Annotated in this window: 23 protein-coding genes and 1 riboswitch; of the genes, 5 read left to right on the top strand and 18 right to left on the bottom strand. The window is 71.8% G+C overall.

What is annotated here, in order from left to right:
• Positions 1–35 precede the first annotated feature (35 nt).
• From BMW85_RS13895 to BMW85_RS13875, 5 genes are all read right to left on the bottom strand, one after another.
• On the bottom strand, positions 36–818 hold the full coding sequence (locus tag BMW85_RS13895) for a type III pantothenate kinase (RefSeq protein ID WP_091081901.1): 783 nt from the start codon (positions 816–818) through the stop codon (positions 36–38).
• A gap of 3 nt (positions 819–821) precedes the next feature.
• Complete coding sequence (locus BMW85_RS13890) at positions 822–3362, bottom strand: L-aspartate oxidase (protein WP_091081325.1); 2541 nt, start codon at positions 3360–3362, stop codon at positions 822–824.
• A gap of 78 nt (positions 3363–3440) precedes the next feature.
• Complete coding sequence (gene panC / locus BMW85_RS13885; RefSeq protein WP_091081323.1) at positions 3441–4277, bottom strand: pantoate--beta-alanine ligase; 837 nt, start codon at positions 4275–4277, stop codon at positions 3441–3443.
• Between the two features lie 55 nt (positions 4278–4332).
• Positions 4333–5223, bottom strand: coding sequence for a Rossmann-like and DUF2520 domain-containing protein (locus BMW85_RS13880; protein WP_091081321.1), 891 nt, complete (start codon positions 5221–5223; stop codon positions 4333–4335).
• Positions 5224–5533: 310 nt separating this feature from the next.
• Complete coding sequence (locus tag BMW85_RS13875) at positions 5534–5761, bottom strand: chaplin (protein WP_091081320.1); 228 nt, start codon at positions 5759–5761, stop codon at positions 5534–5536.
• A 199-nt stretch (positions 5762–5960) separates the two neighbouring features.
• Between BMW85_RS13875 and BMW85_RS13870 the strand changes: the two genes are divergently transcribed.
• Positions 5961–6923 carry an SAM-dependent methyltransferase gene (locus tag BMW85_RS13870; RefSeq protein ID WP_091081318.1) on the top strand — a complete coding sequence of 321 codons (963 nt, stop codon included), beginning with the start codon at positions 5961–5963 and terminating at the stop codon, positions 6921–6923.
• Between the two features lie 21 nt (positions 6924–6944).
• On the opposite strand, the gene BMW85_RS13865 is transcribed toward BMW85_RS13870, so the two are convergent.
• Positions 6945–8141, bottom strand: coding sequence for a cytochrome P450 (locus BMW85_RS13865; protein WP_091081317.1), 1197 nt, complete (start codon positions 8139–8141; stop codon positions 6945–6947).
• 82 nt (positions 8142–8223) lie between these two features.
• Positions 8224–8339, top strand: a riboswitch (SAM riboswitch).
• 43 nt (positions 8340–8382) lie between these two features.
• Here BMW85_RS13865 and BMW85_RS13860 point away from each other — a divergent pair.
• Positions 8383–9684 carry an aminotransferase class V-fold PLP-dependent enzyme gene (locus BMW85_RS13860; protein ID WP_091081315.1) on the top strand — a complete coding sequence of 434 codons (1302 nt, stop codon included), beginning with the start codon at positions 8383–8385 and terminating at the stop codon, positions 9682–9684.
• Positions 9685–9711: 27 nt separating this feature from the next.
• On the opposite strand, the gene BMW85_RS13855 is transcribed toward BMW85_RS13860, so the two are convergent.
• Positions 9712–10470, bottom strand: coding sequence for a DoxX family protein (locus tag BMW85_RS13855; RefSeq protein ID WP_091081314.1), 759 nt, complete (start codon positions 10468–10470; stop codon positions 9712–9714).
• Between the two features lie 148 nt (positions 10471–10618).
• Here BMW85_RS13855 and BMW85_RS13850 point away from each other — a divergent pair, with 148 nt between their 5' ends.
• Together BMW85_RS13850 and BMW85_RS13845 are read left to right on the top strand one after the other, a co-directional pair.
• Complete coding sequence (locus BMW85_RS13850) at positions 10619–11764, top strand: NADH-quinone oxidoreductase subunit D (RefSeq protein ID WP_091081312.1); 1146 nt, start codon at positions 10619–10621, stop codon at positions 11762–11764.
• A gap of 49 nt (positions 11765–11813) precedes the next feature.
• Positions 11814–12029, top strand: a complete 216-nt coding sequence (locus BMW85_RS13845) for a hypothetical protein (protein WP_091081310.1) — start codon at positions 11814–11816, stop codon at positions 12027–12029.
• On the opposite strand, the gene BMW85_RS13840 is transcribed toward BMW85_RS13845, so the two are convergent.
• The 11 genes from BMW85_RS13840 to dacB form a co-directional block, all read right to left on the bottom strand.
• Positions 12014–12472 carry a DUF3180 domain-containing protein gene (locus BMW85_RS13840; RefSeq protein WP_091081308.1) on the bottom strand — a complete coding sequence of 153 codons (459 nt, stop codon included), beginning with the start codon at positions 12470–12472 and terminating at the stop codon, positions 12014–12016. The genes BMW85_RS13845 and BMW85_RS13840 overlap by 16 nt on opposite strands.
• Entirely contained in the window at positions 12469–12972 is a 504-nt protein-coding gene (gene folK / locus BMW85_RS13835; protein WP_091081307.1) for a 2-amino-4-hydroxy-6-hydroxymethyldihydropteridine diphosphokinase, read from the bottom strand. Before folK ends, BMW85_RS13840 begins: the two co-directional genes overlap by 4 nt.
• Positions 12969–13334: a dihydroneopterin aldolase gene (folB, locus tag BMW85_RS13830; protein WP_091081305.1), complete on the bottom strand. Its 366-nt coding sequence runs from the start codon at positions 13332–13334 to the stop codon at positions 12969–12971. Before folB ends, folK begins: the two co-directional genes overlap by 4 nt.
• Entirely contained in the window at positions 13324–13770 is a 447-nt protein-coding gene (locus BMW85_RS13825; protein WP_020540842.1) for a nuclear transport factor 2 family protein, read from the bottom strand. Before BMW85_RS13825 ends, folB begins: the two co-directional genes overlap by 11 nt.
• Positions 13767–14624: a dihydropteroate synthase gene (gene folP, locus BMW85_RS13820; RefSeq protein WP_091081304.1), complete on the bottom strand. Its 858-nt coding sequence runs from the start codon at positions 14622–14624 to the stop codon at positions 13767–13769. The genes BMW85_RS13825 and folP overlap by 4 nt, the downstream gene beginning before the upstream one ends.
• A 67-nt stretch (positions 14625–14691) precedes the next feature.
• Positions 14692–15297: a GTP cyclohydrolase I FolE gene (gene folE, locus BMW85_RS13815; RefSeq protein WP_091081900.1), complete on the bottom strand. Its 606-nt coding sequence runs from the start codon at positions 15295–15297 to the stop codon at positions 14692–14694.
• A complete protein-coding gene (ftsH, locus tag BMW85_RS13810; protein WP_091081302.1) occupies positions 15294–17294 on the bottom strand; it encodes an ATP-dependent zinc metalloprotease FtsH in 2001 nt (666 codons plus the stop codon). The genes folE and ftsH overlap by 4 nt, the downstream gene beginning before the upstream one ends.
• A gap of 249 nt (positions 17295–17543) precedes the next feature.
• A complete protein-coding gene (hpt, locus tag BMW85_RS13805; protein WP_091081300.1) occupies positions 17544–18095 on the bottom strand; it encodes a hypoxanthine phosphoribosyltransferase in 552 nt (183 codons plus the stop codon).
• A 10-nt stretch (positions 18096–18105) separates the two neighbouring features.
• Positions 18106–19110, bottom strand: a complete 1005-nt coding sequence (tilS, locus tag BMW85_RS13800; RefSeq protein WP_091081299.1) for a tRNA lysidine(34) synthetase TilS — start codon at positions 19108–19110, stop codon at positions 18106–18108.
• Positions 19111–19148: 38 nt separating this feature from the next.
• Positions 19149–20225, bottom strand: a complete 1077-nt coding sequence (locus BMW85_RS13795) for a zinc-dependent metalloprotease (protein WP_177240670.1) — start codon at positions 20223–20225, stop codon at positions 19149–19151.
• Positions 20226–20249: 24 nt separating this feature from the next.
• Positions 20250–21674: a D-alanyl-D-alanine carboxypeptidase/D-alanyl-D-alanine endopeptidase gene (gene dacB / locus BMW85_RS13790; protein WP_091081297.1), complete on the bottom strand. Its 1425-nt coding sequence runs from the start codon at positions 21672–21674 to the stop codon at positions 20250–20252.
• Between the two features lie 80 nt (positions 21675–21754).
• Here dacB and BMW85_RS13785 point away from each other — a divergent pair, with 80 nt between their 5' ends.
• A complete protein-coding gene (locus tag BMW85_RS13785; RefSeq protein ID WP_091081296.1) occupies positions 21755–22249 on the top strand; it encodes an inorganic diphosphatase in 495 nt (164 codons plus the stop codon).
• Positions 22250–22254 lie beyond the last annotated feature (5 nt).

The raw sequence follows: 22254 nt of genomic DNA, 5'->3' as shown, positions 1-22254 counted from the left end.
CCCCTCTCCCGAGCGGGGGGCCGCCCGCTCCTTTGTCAGCCCGTGTTGCGGTGGTAGATCAGGCGCAGGCCGATGAGCGTGAGCCACGGCTCGTGCACGTCGATCGAGCGGGACTCGCCGACCACCAGCCCGGCGTGCCCGCCGGTGGCCACGACCGTGACCTCGTCGGGGTCGTCGGCCAGCTCGGCCGTCATGCGCTCGACGATGCCGTCCACCTGGCCGGCGAAGCCGTAGATGATGCCGGCCTGCAGCGCCTCGACGGTGTTCTTGGCGATCACCGAGCGGGGCCTGACCAGCTCCACCTTGTGCAGTTGCGCGCCGGCGGAGGCGAGGGCGTCCACCGAGATCTCGATGCCGGGCGCGGTGACGGCCCCGATGTACTCGCCCTTGGCCGAGACCGCGTCGAAGGACGTGGCGGTGCCGAAGTCGACGATCACGCAGGGGCCGCCGTACTGGTCGATGGCGGCGAGGGCGTTGACGATGCGGTCGCTGCCGACCTCCTTGGGGTTGTCCATACGGACCGGCACACCGGTGCGGATGCCCGGCTCCACGATCACCGCCGTGACGTCGCCGTAGTAGCGGCGGCACATCTCCCGCATCTCGTTGAGCACGCTCGGGACCGTCGAGCAGATGGCGATGCCGTCGACGTCGGCGCCCTTGAGCAGCGGCGACTGCGCCAGCAGCCCTTGCAGGACGACCGCGATCTCGTCGGCGGTGCGGCGGGCGTCGGTGGCCAGCCGCCAGTGCTCGATGACGTCCTCGCCCTCGAAGAGCCCGAGCACCGTGTGCGTGTTGCCGACGTCGATCGTGAGCAGCATCAATTACCCCCGCAAATCCAGTGCGATGTCCAGGGCCGGCGCCGAGTGCGTCAGCGCTCCTACCGCCAGGTAGTCAACGCCAGTTTCGGCCACAGCACGGGCCGATTCCAAGGTCAATCCCCCGCTCGCCTCAAGGGCAACCCTGTTTTTCGCCTGCTTTTTCACGAGTTGTACGGCACGCTCTGTGTCCTCCACCGTGAAGTTGTCCAGCAGCACCTCCCGCGCGCCCTCGTCGAGCACCGGCTGAAGCTGGTCGAGCCGGTCGATCTCCACCTCGATCGGCAGGTCGGGGTAGCGCTCGCGGACCGCGCGGAACGCCTCGGCCACGCCGCCGGCCGCCACCACGTGGTTGTCCTTGATCAGCGCGGCGTCCGACAGCGACATGCGGTGGTTGACGCCGCCGCCGCAGCGTACGGCGTACTTCTCCAGCGCGCGCAGGCCGGGCAGCGTCTTGCGGCTGTCGCGGACGCGGGCCCCGGTGCCCTCGATCGCCTCGACCCAACTGCCGGTGAGCGTCGCCACCCCGGACAGGTGCGTGAGCAGGTTGAGCGCGGTGCGCTCGGCGGTCAGCAGGGCGCGCGTGGGCCCCTCGACGGTGAGCAGCACGTCGCCCGCACGGACCCGCTCGCCGTCCTTGGCCCGGCGCTCGGTACGGTCCGCCCCCAGCCGGACGAAGACCGCCTCCGCCACCGCCAGCCCCGCGACGACGCCGTCCTTGCGCGCCACCACGTCGGCCGACGAGCGCTGCTCGCCGGGGATGGTGGCGAGGCTGGTCACGTCACCGGCTTCCCACAGGTCCTCCTCCAGCGCGCGGCCGATGAGGGCGTCCACCTCGGCCGGGTCGAGCCCGGCGGCCGACAGCTCCTGCGCCAGGCGGGCCGGCATCGTGTCCTCGTGCGGCGTGTACGTCATGCGAAGCCCCTCCTCCGTCAGGGTCACGTCGAGGTGGCCCAGCCATTCGTTGTCGTCGCGCGTCTCATGATCCTCGCGCCAGTGTGAGCCACGGGTCTCCAGCCGGGCCGCCGCCGCGCCGGTGAGCACGGTGGCCACGGTGAGCAGGTTCGCCGCCTCCCAGGACTCGGTGCGGGGCGGCACCTCGACCGGCGTCCAGCGGGCGTCGAGCAGCGCCTTGGCGGTGGCGCGCAGCGACTCGCGGCTGCGCAGCACGCTCGCGCCCCTGCTCATGTGGGCCTGGATCCGGGGCCGTACGCGCGGGTCCACCAGCCCGGACGCCACCTCCGACGCCACCTCGGCCGGCACCGGGTCGCCGGGGGCCGGGCGGGCCGCGTGCACGTCCTCGGCGATGCGCTCGGCGAAGACCAGGCCCTCCAGCAGCGAGTTGGAGGCCAGCCGGTTGGCGCCGTGCACGCCGGTGCAGGCGACCTCGCCGCAGGCGTAGAGGCCGTCGATCGAGGTACGGCCGCGCAGATCGGTCCGTACGCCCCCGCTCGCGTAGTGGGCGGCCGGGGCCACGGGGATCGGCTGGGTCGCCGGGTCGATGCCGTGCTCACGGCAGACCGCGTAGATGGTGGGGAACCGGGTCTCCCACTTGCGCCGGCCGAAGTGGCGGCCGTCGAGGTAGACGTGGTCGCGGCCGGTCGCGCGCATCGTCCGCATGATGCCCTTGGCCACGACGTCGCGGGGGGCCAGGTCGGCCAGCTCGTGCGCGTCGGCCATGAAACGGTTGCCCTCGTGGTCGGTGAGGTACGCCCCCTCGCCCCGCACCGCCTCCGAGATCAGCGGCTGCTGGCCGGTCGAGTCCGCGCCGAGCCAGAGCACGGTGGGATGGAACTGCACGAACTCCAGGTCGCGCACCACCGCCCCGGCCCGCAGCGCCAGCGCGACGCCGTCGCCGGTGGAGACGACGGGGTTGGTGGTGGCCGCGTACACCTGGCCCATGCCGCCGGTGGCGAGCACGACGGCCCGCGCCAGCACGGCGCCGACGCCGTCGCGCGCGCCCTCGCCCATCACGTGGAGGGTGACGCCCCTGGCCCGGCCTTGGGCGTCCTTGAGCAGGTCGAGCGCCAGGGCGTGCTCGATGACCTCGATGGAGGGACGGGCGCGCACCGCCTCGATGAGCGCCCGCTGCACCTCCGCGCCGGTCGCGTCGCCGCCCGCGTGCACGATGCGGCTGCGGCGGTGGCCGCCCTCGCGGGTGAGCTGGAGCTCGCCGTCGGGGCTGCGGTCGAAGCGGGCGCCGCGCTCGATGAGCCGGCGCAGCGCGCCGGGGCCTTCGGTGACGAGCGTCCGCACCGCCCGTACGTCGCACAGGCCGACGCCGGCGACGAGCGTGTCGTTCAGGTGCTCGTCGGGCGTGTCGCGAGGGTCGAGCACGGCGGCGATGCCGCCCTGCGCCCAGCGCGTCGAGCCCGACGACAGCACGTCCTTGGTGACGACCAGGACCTTGGCCTCGGGCTCCAGCTCGGTGTAGCGCAGGGCCACGGTCAGGCCCGCGATGCCGGAACCCACGACGACCAGGTCGGCCTCGGCGCTCCAGCCGGGCGCGGGAGCGGTCAGCCGCAGGGGAATCGCCGGTGCGCTCATTGGGCTCTCCTCCACTCGGGCGATTTCGTCAACATGACGATAACGCGTTCCCGAGCGCCTGCATGCCCCAGGTCCGGCTCAGGCGGGATTCAGATTCAGGATGACGTTGTCGATCAGCCGGGTGGCCCCGATCCGAGCGGCGACGGCGAGCACGGCCTCGCCCGCGTGCTCCTCGCCCACCTCGCTGAACGTCGCCGGATCGACCAGCACCACGTAGTCCAGGTCGAGCCGGGGGCCGGCGGCGGCCAGCACCTCGCGGGCGGCCTCGCGGATCGCGCCGGGCCGCCGCTCGGCCTCGCCCGCGCGCAGGGCGCGGGAGAGCGCGAGCGCCACCTGCCGGTCGTCCTCCGACAGGTAGCGGTTGCGGCTGGACAGGGCCAGGCCGTCGTGCTCGCGTACGGTGGGCGCGCCCACGATCTCGACCGGCACGTCCAGGTCGGCCACCATGCGGCGGATCAGGGCGAGCTGCTGGGCGTCCTTCTGGCCGAAGACCGCCACACTCGGCTGAACGAGGTTGAACAGCTTGAGCACCACGGTCAGCACCCCGTCGAAGTGCCCGGGGCGGGACTCGCCCTCCACGATCTCGCCCATCCGGCCGGCCAGGAGGCTCACCTGGCGGTCGGGGAGATACATGTCGTCGACGGACGGGTGGAAGACCACGTCCACGCCCTCGGCCCGGCACACGTCCAGGTCGGAGTCGAACGTACGGGGATAGCGGGAGAAATCCTCGTTCGGCCCGAACTGCAGCGGGTTGACGAAGACGCTCACCACGACCTGGTCGGCCCGCGACCGGGCGAGCCGCATGAGCGAGCGGTGACCCTCGTGCAGCGCGCCCATGGTCGGCACCAGCGCCACCTCACCACCGCCCCGCGCCTTGACCAGGTCTTCCCTGTTCCTGGCGACGATCAAGTCCATGGGGCGGCCCCTCGCGTTCATGGCCTCCGCTTCGCGGCGGCGCTTCCTCGCACGGTCAGGTCCATATATTGCCTCCCAGCGCGTCGAGCAGCCGCTCCGCCTCCTCCGGTTTGAGCAGCCCGGCGGCGAGCGCGCGGTCGGCCGTGAGCCTGGCCAGGGCGATGTAGGCGTCGGCGGCCTCGGGGGCGGCCAGGATGAGCGCGTCGACGTGCTTGCGCACGGTGCCGGCGTCGCCGCGTACGACCGGGCCGGTGAGACCGGCGATGCCGAGCCGCAGGACGTTGTCGAGCGCGGCGCCGAGCAGCGGGCCCAGCATCCGGCCCGGGTGCTCGACGCCGATGCGCCCGAGCAGGTCGGAGGACTCGGCGATGAGGGTGACCATGTGGTTGGCGGCCCCGGCCAGGGCCGCGTGGTAGAGCGCCCGGTCGGAGTCGGCGATCCAGACCGGCTCGCCGCCCATCTCGATCACCAGGGCCTCGGCGATCGGGCGCAGCGCGTCGGGGGCGGTGACGCCGTAGGAGATGCCGGTGAGCTTGTTGAGGTCGTCGTCGCGGCCGGTGAACGTCATCACGGGATGCAGCGCGAGCGGCAGCGCGCCGCGCTTGGCGGCCGGGTCGAGCACTGACAGCCCGTAGGCGCCGCTGGTGTGCACGAGCAGCTTGCCCTGCAGATCGGCGCCGGTGGCGGCCAGGCCGCCCACGAGGTCGGGCAGCGCGTCGTCGGGCACGGTCAGCAGGATGAGCTGGGCCGCGGTCACCACCTCGTCGGGCCTGGACGGCGTCACCCCGAGCCGCTCGGCCGCCCAGCGCTGGGAGTTGTCGGACAAGCCGCTGGCGGCGACGATGCGGTGGCCGGCCTGCCGCAACGCGGCCCCGAGGGCCGAGCCCACCTTGCCTGCCCCGAGCACGCCCACGCTCAGCCGCGCCGGGCGATCCCCTGCCTCCATGACGTCTCACCCCTGTCGACCGGATGGCACTGCCGCCCAGCGTAACGGCCTCTCGGTCCAGGGAATGTGACTGGTGCTTTGCCGCAGGTTGAGTTATCAGCAAAAGGGACAAGGGCATACGAAAAGGTGCACCCCCTGTCGGAAGAGATGAGGAGAGGGGTCACCGCATGACAGCGGGCGCCGAGTCCTCACCGGACCCGACGCCCGCGGGGTGTGACCTCTTGGAGGTGCGCCTGGCCGGCGCGACCGCCGACTGCCCGGCCGGGAGTCCGAGCCCGGACCGGACCGCGCCGGTCCGGGCTCCCCTGCGTCAGCGGCTCGTCTGGTGGGAGTAGGCCCCGCCCTTGCAGCCGGAGATGCCGAGGCCGATGACCGCGACGCTGTTGCCGCAGACGTTGACCGGCACGCTGACCGGGATGCGGATCTGGTTGCCACCCAGGATGCTGCCGTTGCCGCTGGTGATGTCGGCGTGGGCGGCGGGCGCGCCCAGCGCGAGGGCCGCGGCGGCACCGACCAGGACCAGGGTCTTCTTCAGCATGTGAGCTCCTTCTCGATTTAGCGGCACTGGGGCCGCGGACGTTGGCTTGCGCCGGGAACGGCTGCCGCAGTCGCCACCTGGGGGTTGGCGCAACGCGACCGACCGGCGACAGAACGTAAACAGTACCGCAAGCGCACGACAATGAGTAGTCATGTGATGACCGAGCGTGCCATCAGTGAACCGTGAGATAGTCCATGACATGTGGCTGACCTGGCGCGCCGCGACCCAGCGAGCGCTGTACGGCGAGGCGGGCTTCTATCTCCGCGAGCGCCCCTCGGGCCACTTCCGCACGTCCGTCAGCGCCTCGGCGGCGTTCGCCGAGGCGGTGCTCGCGCTGCTTCGCGAGGTGGACGCCGAGCTGGGCAAGCCCGACGCGCTCGACCTGGTGGACATCGGGGCAGGCGAGGGCACGCTGGTAAGCCGCGTGCTGGCCGCCGCCGAGCCCGGCCTGAGCGAGCGGCTGCGGATCACGGCGGTCGATCTGTCGTCCCGGCCTGAGGGCCTGCCCGAGCGGATCGAGTGGCGCGGCGGGCTGCCCGACTCCATCCACGGCCTCGCCATCGCCAACGAATGGCTCGACAACGTGCCGGTGGACGTCGTCGAGCAGACCTCCGGCGGGCCGCGGCTGGTCATGGTCGACGTCCACACGGGCGAGGAGCGGATCGGCGGGCCCCTGCGGCCGGCCGACCGGGAGTGGCTGGAGCGGTGGTGGCCGCTGCCCCGGGTGGGGGCGCGGGCCGAGATCGGCCGGCCGCGCGACGAGGCGTGGGCGGCCGTCGTCACCCGCCTCACCAGGGGTCGGGCGATCGCCGTCGATTATGCACACCCTGTGGACAACCGTCCCCCCTGCGGCACACTGACCGGCTATCGGGACGGAGCGGTCGTCAGCCCCATACCCGACGGCACCTGCGACATCACCGCGCATGTGGCGCTCGACGCCTGCGCCGAGGCGGGCCGCCGGGCGGGCGCGATATCCACAACCTTGTCCACACAGCGCGCGGCGCTGCGCTCCCTGGGGCTGACCGGCGCCCGGCCGCCGGTCGAGCTGGCGCACCGGGATCCGCGCGGCTACCTGCGGGCGCTGGCCCGGGCGTCGGAGGAGGGCGAGCTCATCGATCCGTCCGGGCTCGGCGGCTTCGGCTGGCTCGACCAGCGCCGCTGACGGCGCCGGCCGAGCCCGAAGTCAGGCGGGGGTGACGGTGAGGTTGAGTGCCTCCAGTCCGCGGATGACGTAGCCGGGCTTCCACGAGGGCTCCTCAGCCGGCTCCAGGCTCGCCGTACGGTCCAGCAGCGCGCCGAACGACTCCATCAGCTCGATGCGGGCCAGCGGCGCCCCCAGGCAGAAGTGGATGCCGGCGCCGAAGGAGATGTGCGGGTTGTCGGCCCGGCCCACGTCCAGCCGGTCCGGGTCCTCGAACACGGCAGGGTCCCGGTTGGCCGAGCCGAACAGCAGCGCCACCTCGGCCCCGCGCGGGATCTCCACCCCGTGGACCTCGATGTCCTCCAGCACCCACCGCTCGAACATCTGCAGCGGCGTGTCCCAGCGCAGCAGCTCCTCGACGGCGGTGGGCAGCAGCGAGCGGTCCGCGCGCAGCCGGGCCAGCTCCTCCGGGTTCCTGAACAGCGACCACCAGCCGTTGCCGGTGACGTTCACCGTGGCCTCGTGGCCGGCGTTGAGCAGCAGCACGCAGGTGCCGATCAGCTCGTCCTCGGTCAGCTCGGGGATCTGGGCGAGCGCGCTGACCAGGTCGTCACCGGGGGCGGTGCGGCGGACGCGGGCCAGGTCCCTGAGGTAGGCGGCGAACTCCGAGGCCGCGCGGACGGCGGTGTGCTGCGCCTCGATGCCCGGGTTGAGCTCGTACATGCCGCAGATGTCGGCCGACCAGGGGCGGAGCAGGTGGCGGTCGGACTCGGGGATGCCGAGCATCTCCGCGATCACCGTGACCGGCAGCGGCTCGGCGACCTCGGCGAGCAGGTCGCCCCCGCCCTTCTCCACGAACGCGTCCGCGAGCCCGCCCGCGATGGCCCGCACGCGCGGGCGCAGGGACTCGACCATGCGCGGCGTGAACGCCTTCGACACCAGCCGGCGCAGCCTCGTGTGCACCGGCGGCTCGACGTCCAGCATGCCCGCCCTGACCACCCGCCAGAACGGCTCCTGGAACTCCGGCTCCGGCGGCCTGCCGAACTCCTCGTGCGTGGCCACGTGCAGGTACGACCGGCCCAGGCGGCGGTCCCTGAGCAGGGCGTTGACGTCGGAGTGGCGGGAGACGAGCCACTGGTCGGTGGGCTCGTAGTAGCAGACGGGCCGCTCGCGCCGCAGCTCGTCGTAGACCGGGTACGGATGGGCTACGAAATCCGGATTCCAGGGATCAAAGCGCACAATTGCATCTTAGGAGCCTTTCCATCCACCGAGGTACGGCGCTTGCGTCCGGCCGCCCGGTGTCGGTTATAGTGCGGGCGTAGGTCATGAGCGCCAGCGACAAGCCCCGGCTAGCTGGCCGGCAACCCTCGCGTCCGCGGCGGGGTGCCCCGGGTGAAGACCTGGTCCGTCACGAGGTGTGGCGGGCAAGCGCGGGCTCCGAGGCCGTCTCCTGGGGTCCGATGACCCGAGGAGCAGTCCTGTGCCCACACTGACGATCTTCAACGACGCCGCCGCCTCCGCCGAGGCCCCCGCCCCCGCCGCGCCGGAGAGCGCCCGGCCCATCCCCGCCGTGGTCGGCGCCGACCTGGAGGTGCCGGTCAAGGGCGGCCGGCTCGTCCGGTACGCCAACCTCGACTACGCCGCCAGCGCCCCCTGTCTGGAGCCGGTCAGCGCCGCCGTCACCGCCGCGCTCCCGGCCTACTCCAGCGTCCACCGCGGCGCCGGCTACGCCTCCCAGCTCACCACCGCCAGGTACGAGCAGGCCCGCCACACCGTACGGGCGTTCGTCGGCGCCCGCCCCTCCGACGCCGTGGTCTTCACCCGCAACACCACCGACGCCACCAACCTGCTGGCCCGCTGCCTGCCCGAGGGCACCACCGTCGTGGTCTTCGACACCGAGCACCACGCCTCGCTCCTGCCCTGGCGCGACGCCGTCCGGCTGGCACCGCCCGCCTTCCCCGGCGAGGCCGTACGCGCCGCCGACGAGGCCCTGGCCGGCGTCGAAGGGCCCAAGCTGCTCGTCGTCACCGCCGCCTCCAACGTCACCGGCGAGCTGTGGCCGATCGCCGCGCTGGCCCACATCGCGCACCGCCACGGCGCGCGCATCCTGGTGGACGCCGCGCAGTTCGTACCGCATCGGCGGCTCAACCTGACCGCGCTGGACCTCGACTACGTGGCCTTCTCCGGGCACAAGCTGTACGCGCCGTTCGGTGCGGGGGTGCTGGTGGGACGCGGGGACTGGCTGGCCGGCGGGGAGCCGTACCTGAAGGGCGGGGGCGCGGTGCGCGCGGTCGGCGAGGCCCCGGAGGCCGCCGAGTGGCACGAGGACCCCGAGCCGCGCCACGAGGCGGGCACCCCCAACGTGCTCGGCGCGATCGCCCTCGCCGCGGCCTGCGACGCGCTCAACGCCACCGGCTGGACCGCGCTGGTGCGCGAGGAGGAGCGGCTGCTCGCCCGGCTGCGGGCCGGCCTGGCGACCGTCGAAGGCGTACGCGAGCTGGCCCTGTGGGGTGCGGACCATCCGCGCGTGGGCATCGTGTCGTTCACCGTGGACGGGTTCACGGCGCGGGAGGTGGCCGAGGCGCTGTCCGCCGAGTACGGCATCGGGGTGCGCGACGGCAAGTTCTGCGCGCACCCGTTCGTCCGGCACCTGCTGGGCACGGCCGACGGCGGGTGCGAGGACGGCACGGCCTCGGCCGTGCGGGCCTCCATCGGCATCGGGACCACGCAGGAGCACGTGGACCGGCTCATCGAGGCCCTGCGCGCCATCGTGGCCCGCTGACGGACGACGCGGGACGGGGTTCCCGGGTCAGCGGTTCGGCGGTTTGCGGTGCTCCGGCTGGTCCTCGGAGATCAGGGCGTCGATGTCGCGCATGTCCTCGTCGTCGAGCCCGCCCGCGTGGACGCGCGGCGTGGACGGCCGCCGGGAGGCTTCCGGCCGCTCGGCGGGCGTCCCCGGCTCGGCGGGCGTCATCGGCTGCTCGGCCCGCCCCCCGGCGCCCGCTTCGGGCCCGCCCTGCACGCCCGTGCCCGCCGGGTAGGCGCCCTCCGCGCCTGCGGGTCTGACGCCGGTGGTCCTGACGTTGGACGGGCCAGGGCCCATGGCCGGGCCGCGCCGGTGCTCGATCAGCTCGTCCTCGGCGGCCCGGCGCCCCTCACGGCGCCGGAAGATCGCGCCGAGCAGCCCGTCCAGCCCGATCCGGCCACCGCCGAGCGCCAGGAACAGCAGGCTCAGCGCGCCGAGCGCGCCCGCCAGCTCCCAGCCGCCCTCGCCCACCATGACGCCCCTGCCCCCGTGCACGAAGATGATCGCGCCGAGCATGTCGATCAGCAGCAACAACGCGACCGGCCGCACCAGCAGCCCGAGAATGAGGAGGACGCCGCCGACGGTCTCGACCACGGCGGCGAAGCCTGCGGCCGCGCCGGGCAACGGGATGCCCATCCCGCTGAACGCACCCGTCGTCGCGCCGAGCCCGGCCTGCCACTTCTGCCAGCCGTGCGCCACGAAGATCACGCCGGTGACCACCCGGGTGATCAGGACCGCCACGTCGAACACAACTCTCTTCATGGTGCTTCTCCCCCCGTCTCCCGTCTTCTCCCCACGACCACACCAAGTCCCCACAGGTGAGGCGAATCCGTACCGATCCTTGACCAACGCCCGCCCACGACCGTCCCCCGCGCTGGATCACCTCCACGGACGGTGGGAGCATGGCCGTATGACGGAACGTGTGGTCGGGATAGGCGCGGGCGCGAAGGAGCTGGCCACCGAGGACATGATCCTCAACATCGGCCCCCAGCATCCCTCGACGCACGGCGTGCTCCGCCTCCGGCTCACGCTCGACGGCGAGCGCATCGCCACCGCCGAGCCGATCATCGGCTACATGCACCGGGGCGCCGAGAAGCTGTTCGAGGTCCGCGACTACCGCCAGATCATCATGCTGGCCAACCGGCACGACTGGCTGGCCGGGTTCGCGAACGAGCTGGGCGTGGTGCTCGCCGCCGAACGCCTCCTCGGCATGGAGCCGCCGGTGCGGGCCGTGTGGGCGCGTACGCTGCTGGCCGAGCTCAACCGGGTGCTGAGCCACCTCATGTTCCTCGGCTCCTATCCGCTGGAGCTGGGCGCGATGACGCCGATCTTCTACTCCTTCAACGAGCGCGAGCGCATCCAGGCCGTCATGGAGGAGATCTCCGGCGGGCGCATGCATTACATGTTCAACCGGGTGGGCGGCCTCAAGGAGGACCTGCCACTCGGCTGGCTGGACCGGGTGTCGGAGGCCGTCGCCGAGACCCGCCGCCGGGTGCCGGTCATCGAGGACCTCATCCTGCACAACGACATCTTCGTCGCCCGCACCAAGGGCGTCGGCGTGCTCACCCGCGAGCAGGTCATGCAGTACGGCGTCAGCGGCCCCATCGCCCGCGCCTCCGGCGTGGACCTCGACCTGCGCCGCGACGACCCCTACCTCGCCTACCCCGAGCTGCCCGTCAAGGTCGTCACCCGCGACGCCGGCGACTGCCAGGCCCGCTTCGAGGTGCTGTTCGAGCAGGTCAAGGTCTCGCTCGACCTGGCCGACGCGTGCGTCGAACGGCTGCGCTCGCTGCCCCCGGGGCCGATCAACCAGCGGCTGCCGAAGGTGCTGAAGGTGCCGGAGGGGCACACGTACGCGTGGACCGAGAACCCGCTCGGCATCAACGGCTACTACCTGGTCTCCAAGGGCGACAAGACGCCGTGGCGGCTCAAGCTGCGCTCGGCCTCCTACAACAACGTCCAGGTGCTGCGCGAGATGCTGCCCGGGCACCTGGTGGCCGACATGGTCGCCATCCTCGGCTCGATGTTCTTCGTCGTGGGCGACATCGACAAATAGCGCTCAAAGCCCGGGACGGGCCGTCAGGCGGCTCCGTAGGCTCGGGCACATGGCTGACATCAGCTTCCGCCCCAACGCCGAGGACGAGCGGATCATCCGCGCCGCACTCCGCGAGGGCGAGCGGCCGAGCGACGTGATCCGCCGCGCCCTGCGCCGGCTGCAGCACGAGCTGTGGCAGGAGCGGATGCGCCGCGACGCCCGGCGCGAGCCAGGCGCCGGCCTGCCGGACGAGCAGGACGACGGCTGGCGCTACTTCGGCTTCTGATCCTCCGGCTCCTTGGGCACCCGGCAGGCGTGCTCCAGGTAGAGCGCCGCGACCACCAGCACCACGCACGCCGCGAACGACCCCGTGGCGATGAAGAACTCCGAGCGCGGCGTCTCGCGGTCGAGGATCCCCACCGTGTGCAGGGCGAAACCGGCGAACCCGCCGCCGAAGGCCGCCCCCGCGTACGCCGACGCCTTGGCCAGCGCCGCCAGCCGGGCCACGGCCAGCGGCTCCACCGGCTTGGTGCCCGGCTTGCGGGCGATCCTGGCCTTGGTGATCCAGCCGCTGTAGCCCTCACCGATCGCCAGCAGCAGCAGGGTGGGGATCGCCGTCCACGGCAGGAGCCACCCGATGTCGCCGTAGAACCGGTGCAGCAGCGCCCAGGTGAGCAGCGCCAGAACGACGAGGATGCCGACCAGGTGGCCGGGATGGGTGGGCCTCAATCGGGCCTCTGCAAGGTCAGGTCGGGCCGCGGCCGCACGCCCTGCCGGTCGAGCCCGGCCAGCAGATCGACCACCCGGCCGTGGCCGGGCACCACGGCCGTGGGGTCGGCCTCCAGCCAGGGCACCAGCACGAACGCACGCTCGTGCGCCCTTGGATGCGGCAGCGTCAGGTCGGGGTCGTCGCAGACGCTCTCGCCCACGACGATGAGATCGACGTCGAGCGTACGCGGCCCCCAGCGCTCGGCGCGCTCCCGCCCGAAGGCGTTCTCGACGCTGAGCGCCCGCTCCAGCAGCGTGCGCGGCTCCAGCGTGGTCTCGGCCACCACGACCGCGTTGAGGTAGGGGTCCTGCCCCTCGGGGCCGCCCACCGGATCTGTCTCGTAGACCGGGGACACCTTCACGAATTTCAGGCCCGGCGCGTCGAACAGGGCGTCGATCGCTCCCTGGAGGATCTGGAAGCGGTTGCCCAGGTTGCTGCCGAGCGCGATGACGGTCTTCATGCGCGACTCCGCTCGATCGTCACGACCACGTCGTCGAAGGGCAGCGGGATGGGCGCCGCCGGCTTGTGCACGCTCACCTCGACCTTGCGCACCGGCTCGTACGCCAGGCAGACCTCGGCCAGGCGCTGCGCCAGCGTCTCGATGAGCTGCACCGGCTCGCCGCCCACCACCCGGGTCAGCTCCTCGGCCAGCTCGCCGTAGTGGACGGTCGCCGTGAGGTCGTCGCCGGCCGCGGCCGGCGCGGTGTCGAGGAACAGCGTGGCGTCGATCACGAACTCCTGGCCCAGCTCGCGCTCGGCCGGGAGCACGCCGTGCCGCCCGCGGGCCCGCAGGCCCTTGAGCGCGATGCGATCAAGGCTCAAGCTCGCCGTCCTCCTCCTCGTCGTCGTCGCCCTGGAGCACCGGCGAGCCGTGGTGCATCCACAACCGCCAGCCCTGGGAGGTGCGGAGGTAGACGTTGCTCGCGACCACCTTGCCCGCGGCGAAGCTCGCCTCCCCCTCGTCGCCGGCGGTCAGGATGTTCTCGACGCAGGTGAGCACCGCCACGTCGCCCAGCACGGTGGTGTTGACGTCGGTCAGCACGAACTGGATGTAGGTCGTGTTGGCCATGATCAGGGCCCACGAGCGCAGCACCTCGGACCGCCCGGTCAGCAGCGCCCATCCGGGGTGCACGCAGCTCACCTGGTCGTCGGCGGTGTCCTCGGCCCATATCTCGGTCATCTTGTCGAGGTCGCCGCCCTCGATCGCGGTGTAGAACTCCTGGTTGACCGTCTCGATGGCGGCCGTGTCGACGCTCATGTGCCTGCTCCCGCTCGTGTCCATGCGGCGGCCACGCGCACCGCGTCGGCGTTGGGGCCGACCTCGTGCACGCGTACGCACCAAGCGCCCGCCTGAGCCGCCAGCGCGGTCACGGCCAGGGTGGCGTCGTCGCTCCGGCTGAACGGCCGGGGTGTGCCGTCAGGGGCGGCCAGCAGCCGCCCCAGGAACCTCTTGCGCGACGCCCCGATGAGCAGCGGGTAGCCCAGCTCGGCCAGCCGGGGGATGCCGGCCAGGACCGCCCAGTTGTGCTCGGCGTTCTTGGCGAAGCCGAGGCCGGGGTCGAGCACGATCTGCTCCTCCGACACGCCCTCGGCCAGCACCAGGCCCACCCGCTTGCTCAGCTCCTCGCGCACCTCGCCGACCACGTCGCGGTAGACGGCCCGGGTGTGCATGTCGTGGCTGTGGCCGCGCCAGTGCATCACGACGTAGGAGACGCCGGTCGCGGCCACCACACGCGGCATCTCGGGATCGGCCAGCCCGCCGCTGACGTCGTTGACCAGCCGCGCGCCCGCCTCGACCGCGGCCCGCGCCACCTCGGCGCGCATGGTGTCGACGCTGACGGCCACGCCCTCGGCGGCCAGCGCCCTGATCACCGGGACGACCCGCGCCAGCTCCTCCTCCAGCGAGACCCGGGCCGCGCCGGGACGGGTGGACTCGCCGCCCACGTCGACGAGGTCGGCCCCCTCATCGACCAGCTCGAAGCCGTGCCTGATCGCGGCCGCCTCGTCGAACCAGCGGCCGCCGTCGGAGAAGGAGTCGGGGGTCACGTTGACCACGCCCATGACGAGACACCGCTCCGCCCCTCCCGGCACGCTGATGGGCATGCTAGTCATGGGCCAAGCCTAGGCGTTCCACCACACCTGCTGACATCGCGGGTCCCCGGTTGTGGATAAGGATGGCTCACCTGCCGAGGATGAGCGCCATCGCCTCGGACCGGGTCTTGTCGCTGGTGCGGAAGTCGCCGCGGACCGCCGAAGTCACGGTCTTCGCGCCCGGTTTGCGCACCCCGCGCATGGTCATGCACAGGTGCTCGCACTCGACCACCACGATCACGCCGCGCGGCTCCAGCACGCGCATCAGCGCGTCGGCGATCTGGGACGTCATGCGCTCCTGCACCTGCGGGCGGCGGGCGAAGACGTCCACCAGCCGGGCCAGCTTGGACAGGCCCGTCACCTGGCCCCGCTGGTTGGGGATGTAGCCGACGTGGGCCAGGCCGTGGAACGGGACCAGGTGGTGCTCGCAGGTCGAGTAGACCTCGATGTCCCTGACGAGCACCATCTCGTCGTGATCGACGTCGAACACCTTGTTGAGCACGTCTTCAGGCGTCTGGCCGAGGCCGGAGAACTGCTCGGCCATGGCCCTCGCCACGCGGGCGGGCGTCTCGACCAGGCCGTCGCGGTCGGGGTCCTCGCCGATGGCGGCGAGGATCTCGCGTACGGCCTTCTCGATGCGGGCGAGATCGACGTCGTGCTGTGTCACAAAGTGCTCCGGTCGTGCTTGCTTCAGACGCCGTCGCCGCCGGCCGGCAGCGCGTCCTGGCGGCCGGAGGACAGCGAGCCGTTGGCCGACTGCTTCTCCTTCGGCGTGAGGATGGGCGGCCGGTCGGAGGGCAGGCGCTTGCCGTATCCCGCGTAGGACGGACGGTGCTCCTTGACGACCACCGGCGCGAAGATCTGCAGGACCATCTCGCGGGAGAGCGTCTCCTTCTCCATGAGCTCCAGGACGAGGTTGTCGAGAACGTCGCGGTATTCGACCAGGATGTCCCACGCCTGGTCGTGCGCCGTCTCGATCATCCGGCGGACCTCCTCGTCGATCGTGGAGGCGATCTTCTCGGAGTAGTCGCGCTCGTGGCCCATCTCGCGGCCGAGGAACACCTCGGCCTGGCCGCTGCCGAACTTACGGGCGCCGAGCTGCTCGCTCATGCCGTATTCGGTCACCATGCGGCGGGCGACCGCCGTGGCCTTCTCGATGTCGTTGGAGGCGCCGGTGGTGGGCTCGTGGAAGACGAGCTCCTCCGCCGCGCGTCCGCCGAGCAGCATCGCGAGCTGGTCCATCATCTCGGACCTGGTGGCGAGGAACTTGTCCTCCATCGGCAGCGTCATCGTGTAGCCGAGCGCGCGTCCGCGGGACAGGATCGTGATCTTGTGCACCGGGTCGGAGTTGGGCAGCGCGTGCGCCACCAGCGCGTGACCGCCCTCGTGGTAGGCGATCATCTTTTTCTCCTTGTCGGACATGACCCGCGTCTTGCGCTCGGGCCCTGCCATGACACGGTCGATCGACTCCTCGAGGAGCTCCATCGTGATCAGCTTCTGGTCGGCCCGCGCGGTGAGCAGGGCGGCCTCGTTGATCACGTTGGCCAGGTCGGCGCCGGTGAACCCGGGGGTGCGGCGGGCGATGGTGTCGAGCTCGACGTCGGGCGCGAACGGCTTGCCCCGGCCGTGGACCTTGAGGATGCCCTTACGGCCCTCCAGGTCGGGACGGTCGACGGTGACCTGCCGGTCGAAGCGGCCAGGACGCAGCAGCGCGGGGTCGAGGATGTCGGGCCGGTTGGTCGCGGCGATGAGGATCACGCCGCCCTTGACGTCGAAGCCGTCCATCTCGACGAGGAGCTGGTTGAGCGTCTGCTCGCGCTCGTCGTGACCGCCGCCGAGGCCGGCGCCGCGGTGGCGGCCGACCGCGTCGATCTCGTCGATGAAGATGATCGCCGGGGCGTTGGCCTTCGCCTGCTCGAACAGGTCGCGCACGCGGGAGGCGCCGACGCCGACGAACATCTCGACGAAGTCGGAGCCGGAGATCGAGTAGAACGGCACGCCCGCCTCGCCCGCGACCGCGCGGGCCAGCAGGGTCTTGCCGGTGCCGGGCGGGCCGTAGAGCAGCACGCCCTTGGGAATCTTGGCGCCGATCGCCTGGAACTTGGCCGGGGCCTGCAGGAACTCCTTGATCTCCTGGAGCTCCTCGATGGCCTCGTCGGCCCCCGCGACGTCGGCGAACGTGGTCTTGGGAGTGTCCTTGCTGATGAGCTTGGCCTTCGACTTCCCGAAGTTCATCACCCGGGAGCCGCCGCCCTGCATCTGGTTCAGCATGAACAGGAAGATCAGCACGATGATGACGATCGGCAGGAAGCTCATCAGGATGCTGACCAGGAGGTTTTCCTGGGGCACCTCAGTGGTGAAGCTGTCCGTCTTCTTGGCGTCGACCTGCGCCTGGAGCTCGTCGGTCAGCTTGCTGCCGTAGCCCGTGACCCAGTAGGCCTGGACGAGCTTGGTCGGCTGGTCGCCTTTGCGCACCGTGACGGGGCTCTTCAGCGTCACCTCGATGCGGTTGTCCTTGTCGACGACCTTGGCGTTGCTGACATTGCCGGCGCGAATCTGCTGGAGCACCAGGGACGTGTCGGCCTGCTTGAAGTTTCCGCCGCCACTCCACAGCTGGGTGACGAGCAGGAGCAGCACGACGATGCCCAGGATCCACAGCAGTGGCCCACGTGTAAATCGCTTGAGATCCATCCGATGCGGAACCCCTTGCGGGCCCGTCCCTTCCTGACCATGGCCTGGAACCCCGGGCACGCCCGGGGCCGCGGCATCCGGCACCGCGACTTCTGACTACCCGAAGGGGACTCAAGGTCACCCTTCCGAAGTCTGAAGGTACACCGGCAGAGCGGGCGGAGGGACCGCCCGCTGCACCGGCCTTGCCCTATCAACGTACGTCACGTTGCGCGATGTTCCCGGCCGTGGCAAGAGAGAACGCTGAACGTTCTATCGGTATACGTGGGGGGCGAGAGTGCCGATGAACGGCAGATTGCGGTAACGCTCGGAGTAGTCGAGCCCATAACCGATCACGAACTCGCTGGGAATGTCGAAGCCGACGTATTTGACGTCGATCGGCACCTTCACGGCGTCGGGTTTGCGCAGCGCGGTGCAGATCTCCAGCGAGGCCGGATTGCGCGACTTCAGGTTTTCCAGCAGCCAGTGCAGCGTCAGCCCCGAGTCGATGATGTCCTCGACGATGAGCACATGGCGGTTCAAGATGTCGGTGTCCAGGTCTTTCAGCACGCGGACGACCCCGGACGACTTGGTGCCCGCGCCGTAGGACGACACCGCCATCCAGTCCATCTGCACGGGCACGTGCAAGGCCCTGGCCAGGTCGGCCATCACCATGACGGCGCCCTTGAGCACGCCCACGAGCAGAACGTCCTTGCCCGCGTAATCGTCGTCGATGAGCCCGGCCAGCTCTTTGATCCTGGCCTGGAGATCGTCCTCGGAGATGAGCACTTTTTCCAGGTCATTGCCCATGTCGGCAGCGTCCACCTGTGGTTCCTTACGCGTGGTGGGGACTCTTGGCGAGTATCAGGGTGCCATACCGCCGCGCGGCGCTCAGACCCCCCGGCAGATCGGCCGGCTTCTGCCCGCGCCACCGCGTGACCAGCCGGTCCACGGCCAGCACGTGCGTCGCGGAGAGCGCCCCGGACGGCGCTCCGGCGGCGATGGCCGCCCGGCGCAGCACCCGCCGCCTGACGGCGTCCGGCAGCCGCTCCAGCTCCGCCACGGAGAGGGTGACAGATCCGCCGATATCGCTAAGAGCGCAATCCCGGTAGGCCGAACCGGCCCATTCGTCGAGCGCGTCGGCGTCCTCGCGGGCCATCCTCGCCGTACGCGCGAGCGCCTCCGCCACCCCCGGCCCGAGTTCCCCCTCCAGCACGGGCAGCACCCGGCGGCGGACGCGGACCCGCGTGTAGCGGGGATCGTCGTTGTGGGGGTCGTCCCAGGGGTGGAGCCCGAGCGCCCGGCAGGCGGCCACGGTGGTGGCCCGGGGCAGGTCGAGGAAGGGGCGGCGGTAGTGACCGGCCCGCGCCGCCATCCCGGACAGCGAGCGCGGCCCGCTCCCCCTGGCCAGCCCGAGCAGCACGGTCTCGGCCTGGTCGTCCCTGGTGTGGCCGAGCAGCACGGCCGCGGCGCCGTGGCGGTCGGCGGCCGAGGCGAGCGCGGCGTAACGGGCCTCCCTGGCCGCGGCCTCGGGACCGCCCTCCGTGCCCACCGTGACGGTGAGCACCTCCGCAGGGTCCAGCCCCAGCCGCTCGCCCTGGTCGGCGACCGCTCGCGCCCGCTCGCCCGACCCCTCCTGGAGCTGGTGGTCGACGGTGAGCAGCCCGCCGCGCAGCCCGAGCCGCGGGGCGGTGAACGCCAGCGCGGCGGCCAGCGCGGTGGAGTCGGCCCCGCCGCTGCACGCCGCCAGCACCACGGCTCCGCGCGGCAGGTCGGCGAGCGCCTCCCGCACGGCTCTGCGGACGTCGGCTACGGCTGGATGTGGGCCCACGACCGCCATTGTCGCGGGTCCGGGCCGCTCAAGGGTCAGGCGGGCAGTCAGGCGGGCAGGGCCGGGGTGCCGATCACCCGGTCGATCCACAGGCCGGGGTCGGCGATCTCCTGGGTGGTGGGCAGCGTCTCGGCGCTGGTCCAGATCTTGTTGAAGCCGTCCATGCCCACGCGGCCGACGACCGTGCGCACGAAGGCCGAGCCCTCGGCGTACTGCTTCATCTTGACCTCGATGCCGAGCAGCCGGCGGACCGTGCGGTCGAGGCGGGAGCCGCCCTCGCGGCGGTGGGCGAACTTGCCGCGGATCTCGGCCACCGACGGCACCACGGACGGGCCGACGGCGTCCATCACGTAGTCGCCGTGCCCCTCCACGAGGGTCATCACGGCCGTGAGGCGGTCGAGAATGGCCTTCTGGGCGGGCGACTGGATGACGTCGATGAGGTTGCCCTCGCCGCCCCGCACCACCTCGGCGACCGTGTCGGCGGCGCCGCGCAGGCGTTCGAGCAGCGTGGGCAGGTCGAGGTCGGAGGCGAGCAGGAACTCGGTCATCTGCGAGCGGACGTATTCGCGCAGCCAGGGCACACCGGTGAACTGCACCCGGTGCGTCTCCTCGTGCAGGCACACCCACAGCCGGAAGTCGTGCGGGTCGACGCCCATCTCGCGCTCGGCGTGGACGATGTTGGGCGCGACGAGCGTCAGCCGCCCGGCCGGCTCCTGACCGGTCGGGTCGGGCGGCAGGAACAGCTCGTACTGGCCCAGCACGCGCGAGGCGAGGAAGGCCAGCACCGCGCCGACCTCGACGCCGGTGATCCGCGAGCCCACGGCGGTGACGATGGCGGGCGGCGGGTTGGGGCTGTTGCCCACGCGCTGGGTCAGGGGTTCGAGCACCACGCGGAAGCCCTCGACGTTGGCCCTGATCCAGCCGGGCCGGTCCACGATGGTCGCCGGCTGCGGCGCGGTCTCCGTGTGGATCTTCGTGAACTCGCGTACGTGGCCCTCTGCCTCACGCGACAGGGTGCGGAGCTCGGTGACGGCCTGCCTGGCCTCCTCCCTGCTCACTTGAGGACCGGGGCGCACGAGGCGCGTGCCGGTCGTGACGGCCAGATCCCAGTCGATCACCTGCATACCGTCCACCGTACGTGCTTCCGGTCAAGACCGCGCGACGATGGCCGCGAGCCGGTCGAGCACGGGCTCGGCGTTGACCGGCACCTGGTCGGCCAGGAAGGCGAAGGTGACCAGCCGCCCGTCCTTCGTCGTGGCCAGCCCAGCGAGGGTGTTGACGTTGTTGAGCGTGCCGGTCTTGGCGCGTACGAGGCCGACCTGGTCGCGGCTGTCGCGGCCGGTGAAGCGGCGGCCGTTGCCGAGGGTGCCGGAGAACCCCGCGATCGGCATGCCGGAGGCGACCGCGTGCAGGTCGGGCGAGGCCGGCGAGCCCGCCATGGCCACCAGCTTGGCGAGGGCGGCGGCGCTGATGCGGTTGCGGGTGGACAGGCCGCTGGCGTCGGACAGCGCGACGCCCTGGGCGGCGCCGAGCCGCTGGAGCACCGCGATGATCGCCTTCGTCCCGCCGTCGAACGACGCCGGCTGCCCCTCCTTGATCGCCACGTGCCGGGCGAGGGCCTCGGCCAGGTCGTTGTCGCTGTGCGTCAGGGTGTGCTCGACCAGCGCGTAGACGGGCGCGGAGTCCACCCGGCCCAGCTCGGCGGCCCCTGCGGGAGCCTTGCCCGGCCGGACCGACCTGGCCACCGTGATGCCCTTCCCGCGCAGCAGCCGGGCGAAGGCCGCGGCGGCGTGGGCGGGCGGGTCGGACACGCGGGGGGTGTTGGAGCGCGGGTTCTGGCGGCCCTCGTCGATGGCGAGCGCGTGGACGGGGGCCACGTTGCCCTCGGGGATGTAGCCGGGCTTCCAGCCGGGGGCCGTGGCGGGGCCGGTGAACAGCGACGTGTCGTAGGTGAGGGTGACCTTCTTCACGTTGCGGGCCTTGAGCGCGGCGGCCGTACGGGCGGCCAGGGTGGCGAGGCTCGCCTGCCGCGGGTAGCCCGGCCGGGCCGACGGGCCGGCCAGCAGCGGGTCGCCGCCGCCGACGAGCACCACCGCGTCAGGCCCCGCGCCCTGCACGACGCGGGTGGACAGCCGGGCGTCGGGGCCCAGCGAGGCGAGCGCCGCGACACAGGTGACGATCTTCGTGGTGGAGGCGGGCGTGATCGGGGTGTCGGCGTCCGCCGCGAAGATCCGCTCGCCGGTGGCCGCGTCGAGGACCACGGCGCCCACACGTTTTCCGAGCGCTTCGTCACCCAGCGCGTCGGTGAGCTGTCGCGTCAAAGTACCCTTGGTCGGGAGAGGTCCGCCTCCTGACTTCACCGAAAGCTGGGCCAGCACCGGCCCCGAGGTGACCACGGGGGCGGGAGGAGGAGACCCTTCCGGCGAGGACGCCGTCGGCTCGGTCGGTGACGTCTGCCTCGTCAGCGCGCCCAGGCTGAAGTCGGTGGTCATCGCGTACACGCCGGTGACGACCGTCAGCACCTGGAGCACGGCGAGAGTGGCCAGCATCACCAACCGGTCGTGCCGCGCCACGTCTGCCCTCTCTCCTGTGTTCGCCTAGAGACATTAACGCCCGTCCGGGGGTTCCCGGGGGCTTGAGCGGAGGAACCGCGGTGGAGTTCGACGTTGTCGTTGAGATTCCCAAGGGGCAACGGAACAAGTACGAAGTGGACCACGAAACCGGGAAGATCAGGCTCGACCGGCTCCTGTTCACCTCCACGCAGTACCCCGCCGACTACGGCTTCATCGAGAACACCCTCGGCGAGGACGGCGACCCGCTCGACGCCCTGGTGCTGCTCCAGGAGCCGACGTTCCCCGGCTGCTACATCACGTGCCGGGCGGTGGGGATGTTCCGGATGACCGACGAGAAGGGCGGCGACGACAAGGTCCTGTGCGTGCCGTCCACCGACCCGCGGATGCACCACATCCAGGACATCCATCACGTGTCGGAGTTCGACCGGCTGGAGATCCAGCACTTCTTCGAGGTCTACAAGGACCTGGAGCCCGGCAAGTCCGTCGAGGGCGCCAACTGGGTGGGCCGCGCCGAGGCCGAGGCCGAGATCGAGCGCTCCTTCCAGCGGCTCAAGGAGTCCGGCGGGCATCACTGACCCGC

The sequence above is a fragment of the Nonomuraea wenchangensis genome (genome assembly GCF_900111685.1).
Classification (GTDB): Bacteria; Actinomycetota; Actinomycetes; order Streptosporangiales; family Streptosporangiaceae; genus Nonomuraea; species Nonomuraea wenchangensis.
The sequence above is the reverse complement of the archived record's forward strand: the minus strand, read 5'-3'. Positions and strand labels throughout refer to the sequence as shown.

Excerpts from the sequence above, each read along its gene's own strand:
- BMW85_RS13890 (WP_091081325.1), bottom strand. The coding sequence starts at position 3,362 with ATGAGCGCACCGGCGATTCCCCTGCGGCTGACCGCTCCCGCGCCCGGC.
- BMW85_RS13880 (WP_091081321.1), bottom strand. The coding sequence starts at position 5,223 with ATGGAGGCAGGGGATCGCCCGGCGCGGCTGAGCGTGGGCGTGCTCGGG.
- BMW85_RS13795 (WP_177240670.1), bottom strand. The coding sequence starts at position 20,225 with ATGCAGGTGATCGACTGGGATCTGGCCGTCACGACCGGCACGCGCCTC.
- BMW85_RS13825 (WP_020540842.1), bottom strand. The coding sequence starts at position 13,770 with ATGAGCGTCGACACGGCCGCCATCGAGACGGTCAACCAGGAGTTCTAC.
- BMW85_RS13845 (WP_091081310.1), top strand. The coding sequence starts at position 11,814 with ATGGCTGACATCAGCTTCCGCCCCAACGCCGAGGACGAGCGGATCATC.
- BMW85_RS13875 (WP_091081320.1), bottom strand. The coding sequence starts at position 5,761 with ATGCTGAAGAAGACCCTGGTCCTGGTCGGTGCCGCCGCGGCCCTCGCG.
- folP (WP_091081304.1), bottom strand. The coding sequence starts at position 14,624 with ATGACTAGCATGCCCATCAGCGTGCCGGGAGGGGCGGAGCGGTGTCTC.
- tilS (WP_091081299.1), bottom strand. The coding sequence starts at position 19,110 with ATGGCGGTCGTGGGCCCACATCCAGCCGTAGCCGACGTCCGCAGAGCC.
- ftsH (WP_091081302.1), bottom strand. The coding sequence starts at position 17,294 with ATGGATCTCAAGCGATTTACACGTGGGCCACTGCTGTGGATCCTGGGC.
- BMW85_RS13870 (WP_091081318.1), top strand. The coding sequence starts at position 5,961 with ATGTGGCTGACCTGGCGCGCCGCGACCCAGCGAGCGCTGTACGGCGAG.
- BMW85_RS13895 (WP_091081901.1), bottom strand. The coding sequence starts at position 818 with ATGCTGCTCACGATCGACGTCGGCAACACGCACACGGTGCTCGGGCTC.
- BMW85_RS13855 (WP_091081314.1), bottom strand. The coding sequence starts at position 10,470 with ATGAAGAGAGTTGTGTTCGACGTGGCGGTCCTGATCACCCGGGTGGTC.
- panC (WP_091081323.1), bottom strand. The coding sequence starts at position 4,277 with ATGGACTTGATCGTCGCCAGGAACAGGGAAGACCTGGTCAAGGCGCGG.
- BMW85_RS13850 (WP_091081312.1), top strand. The coding sequence starts at position 10,619 with ATGACGGAACGTGTGGTCGGGATAGGCGCGGGCGCGAAGGAGCTGGCC.
- folK (WP_091081307.1), bottom strand. The coding sequence starts at position 12,972 with ATGAAGACCGTCATCGCGCTCGGCAGCAACCTGGGCAACCGCTTCCAG.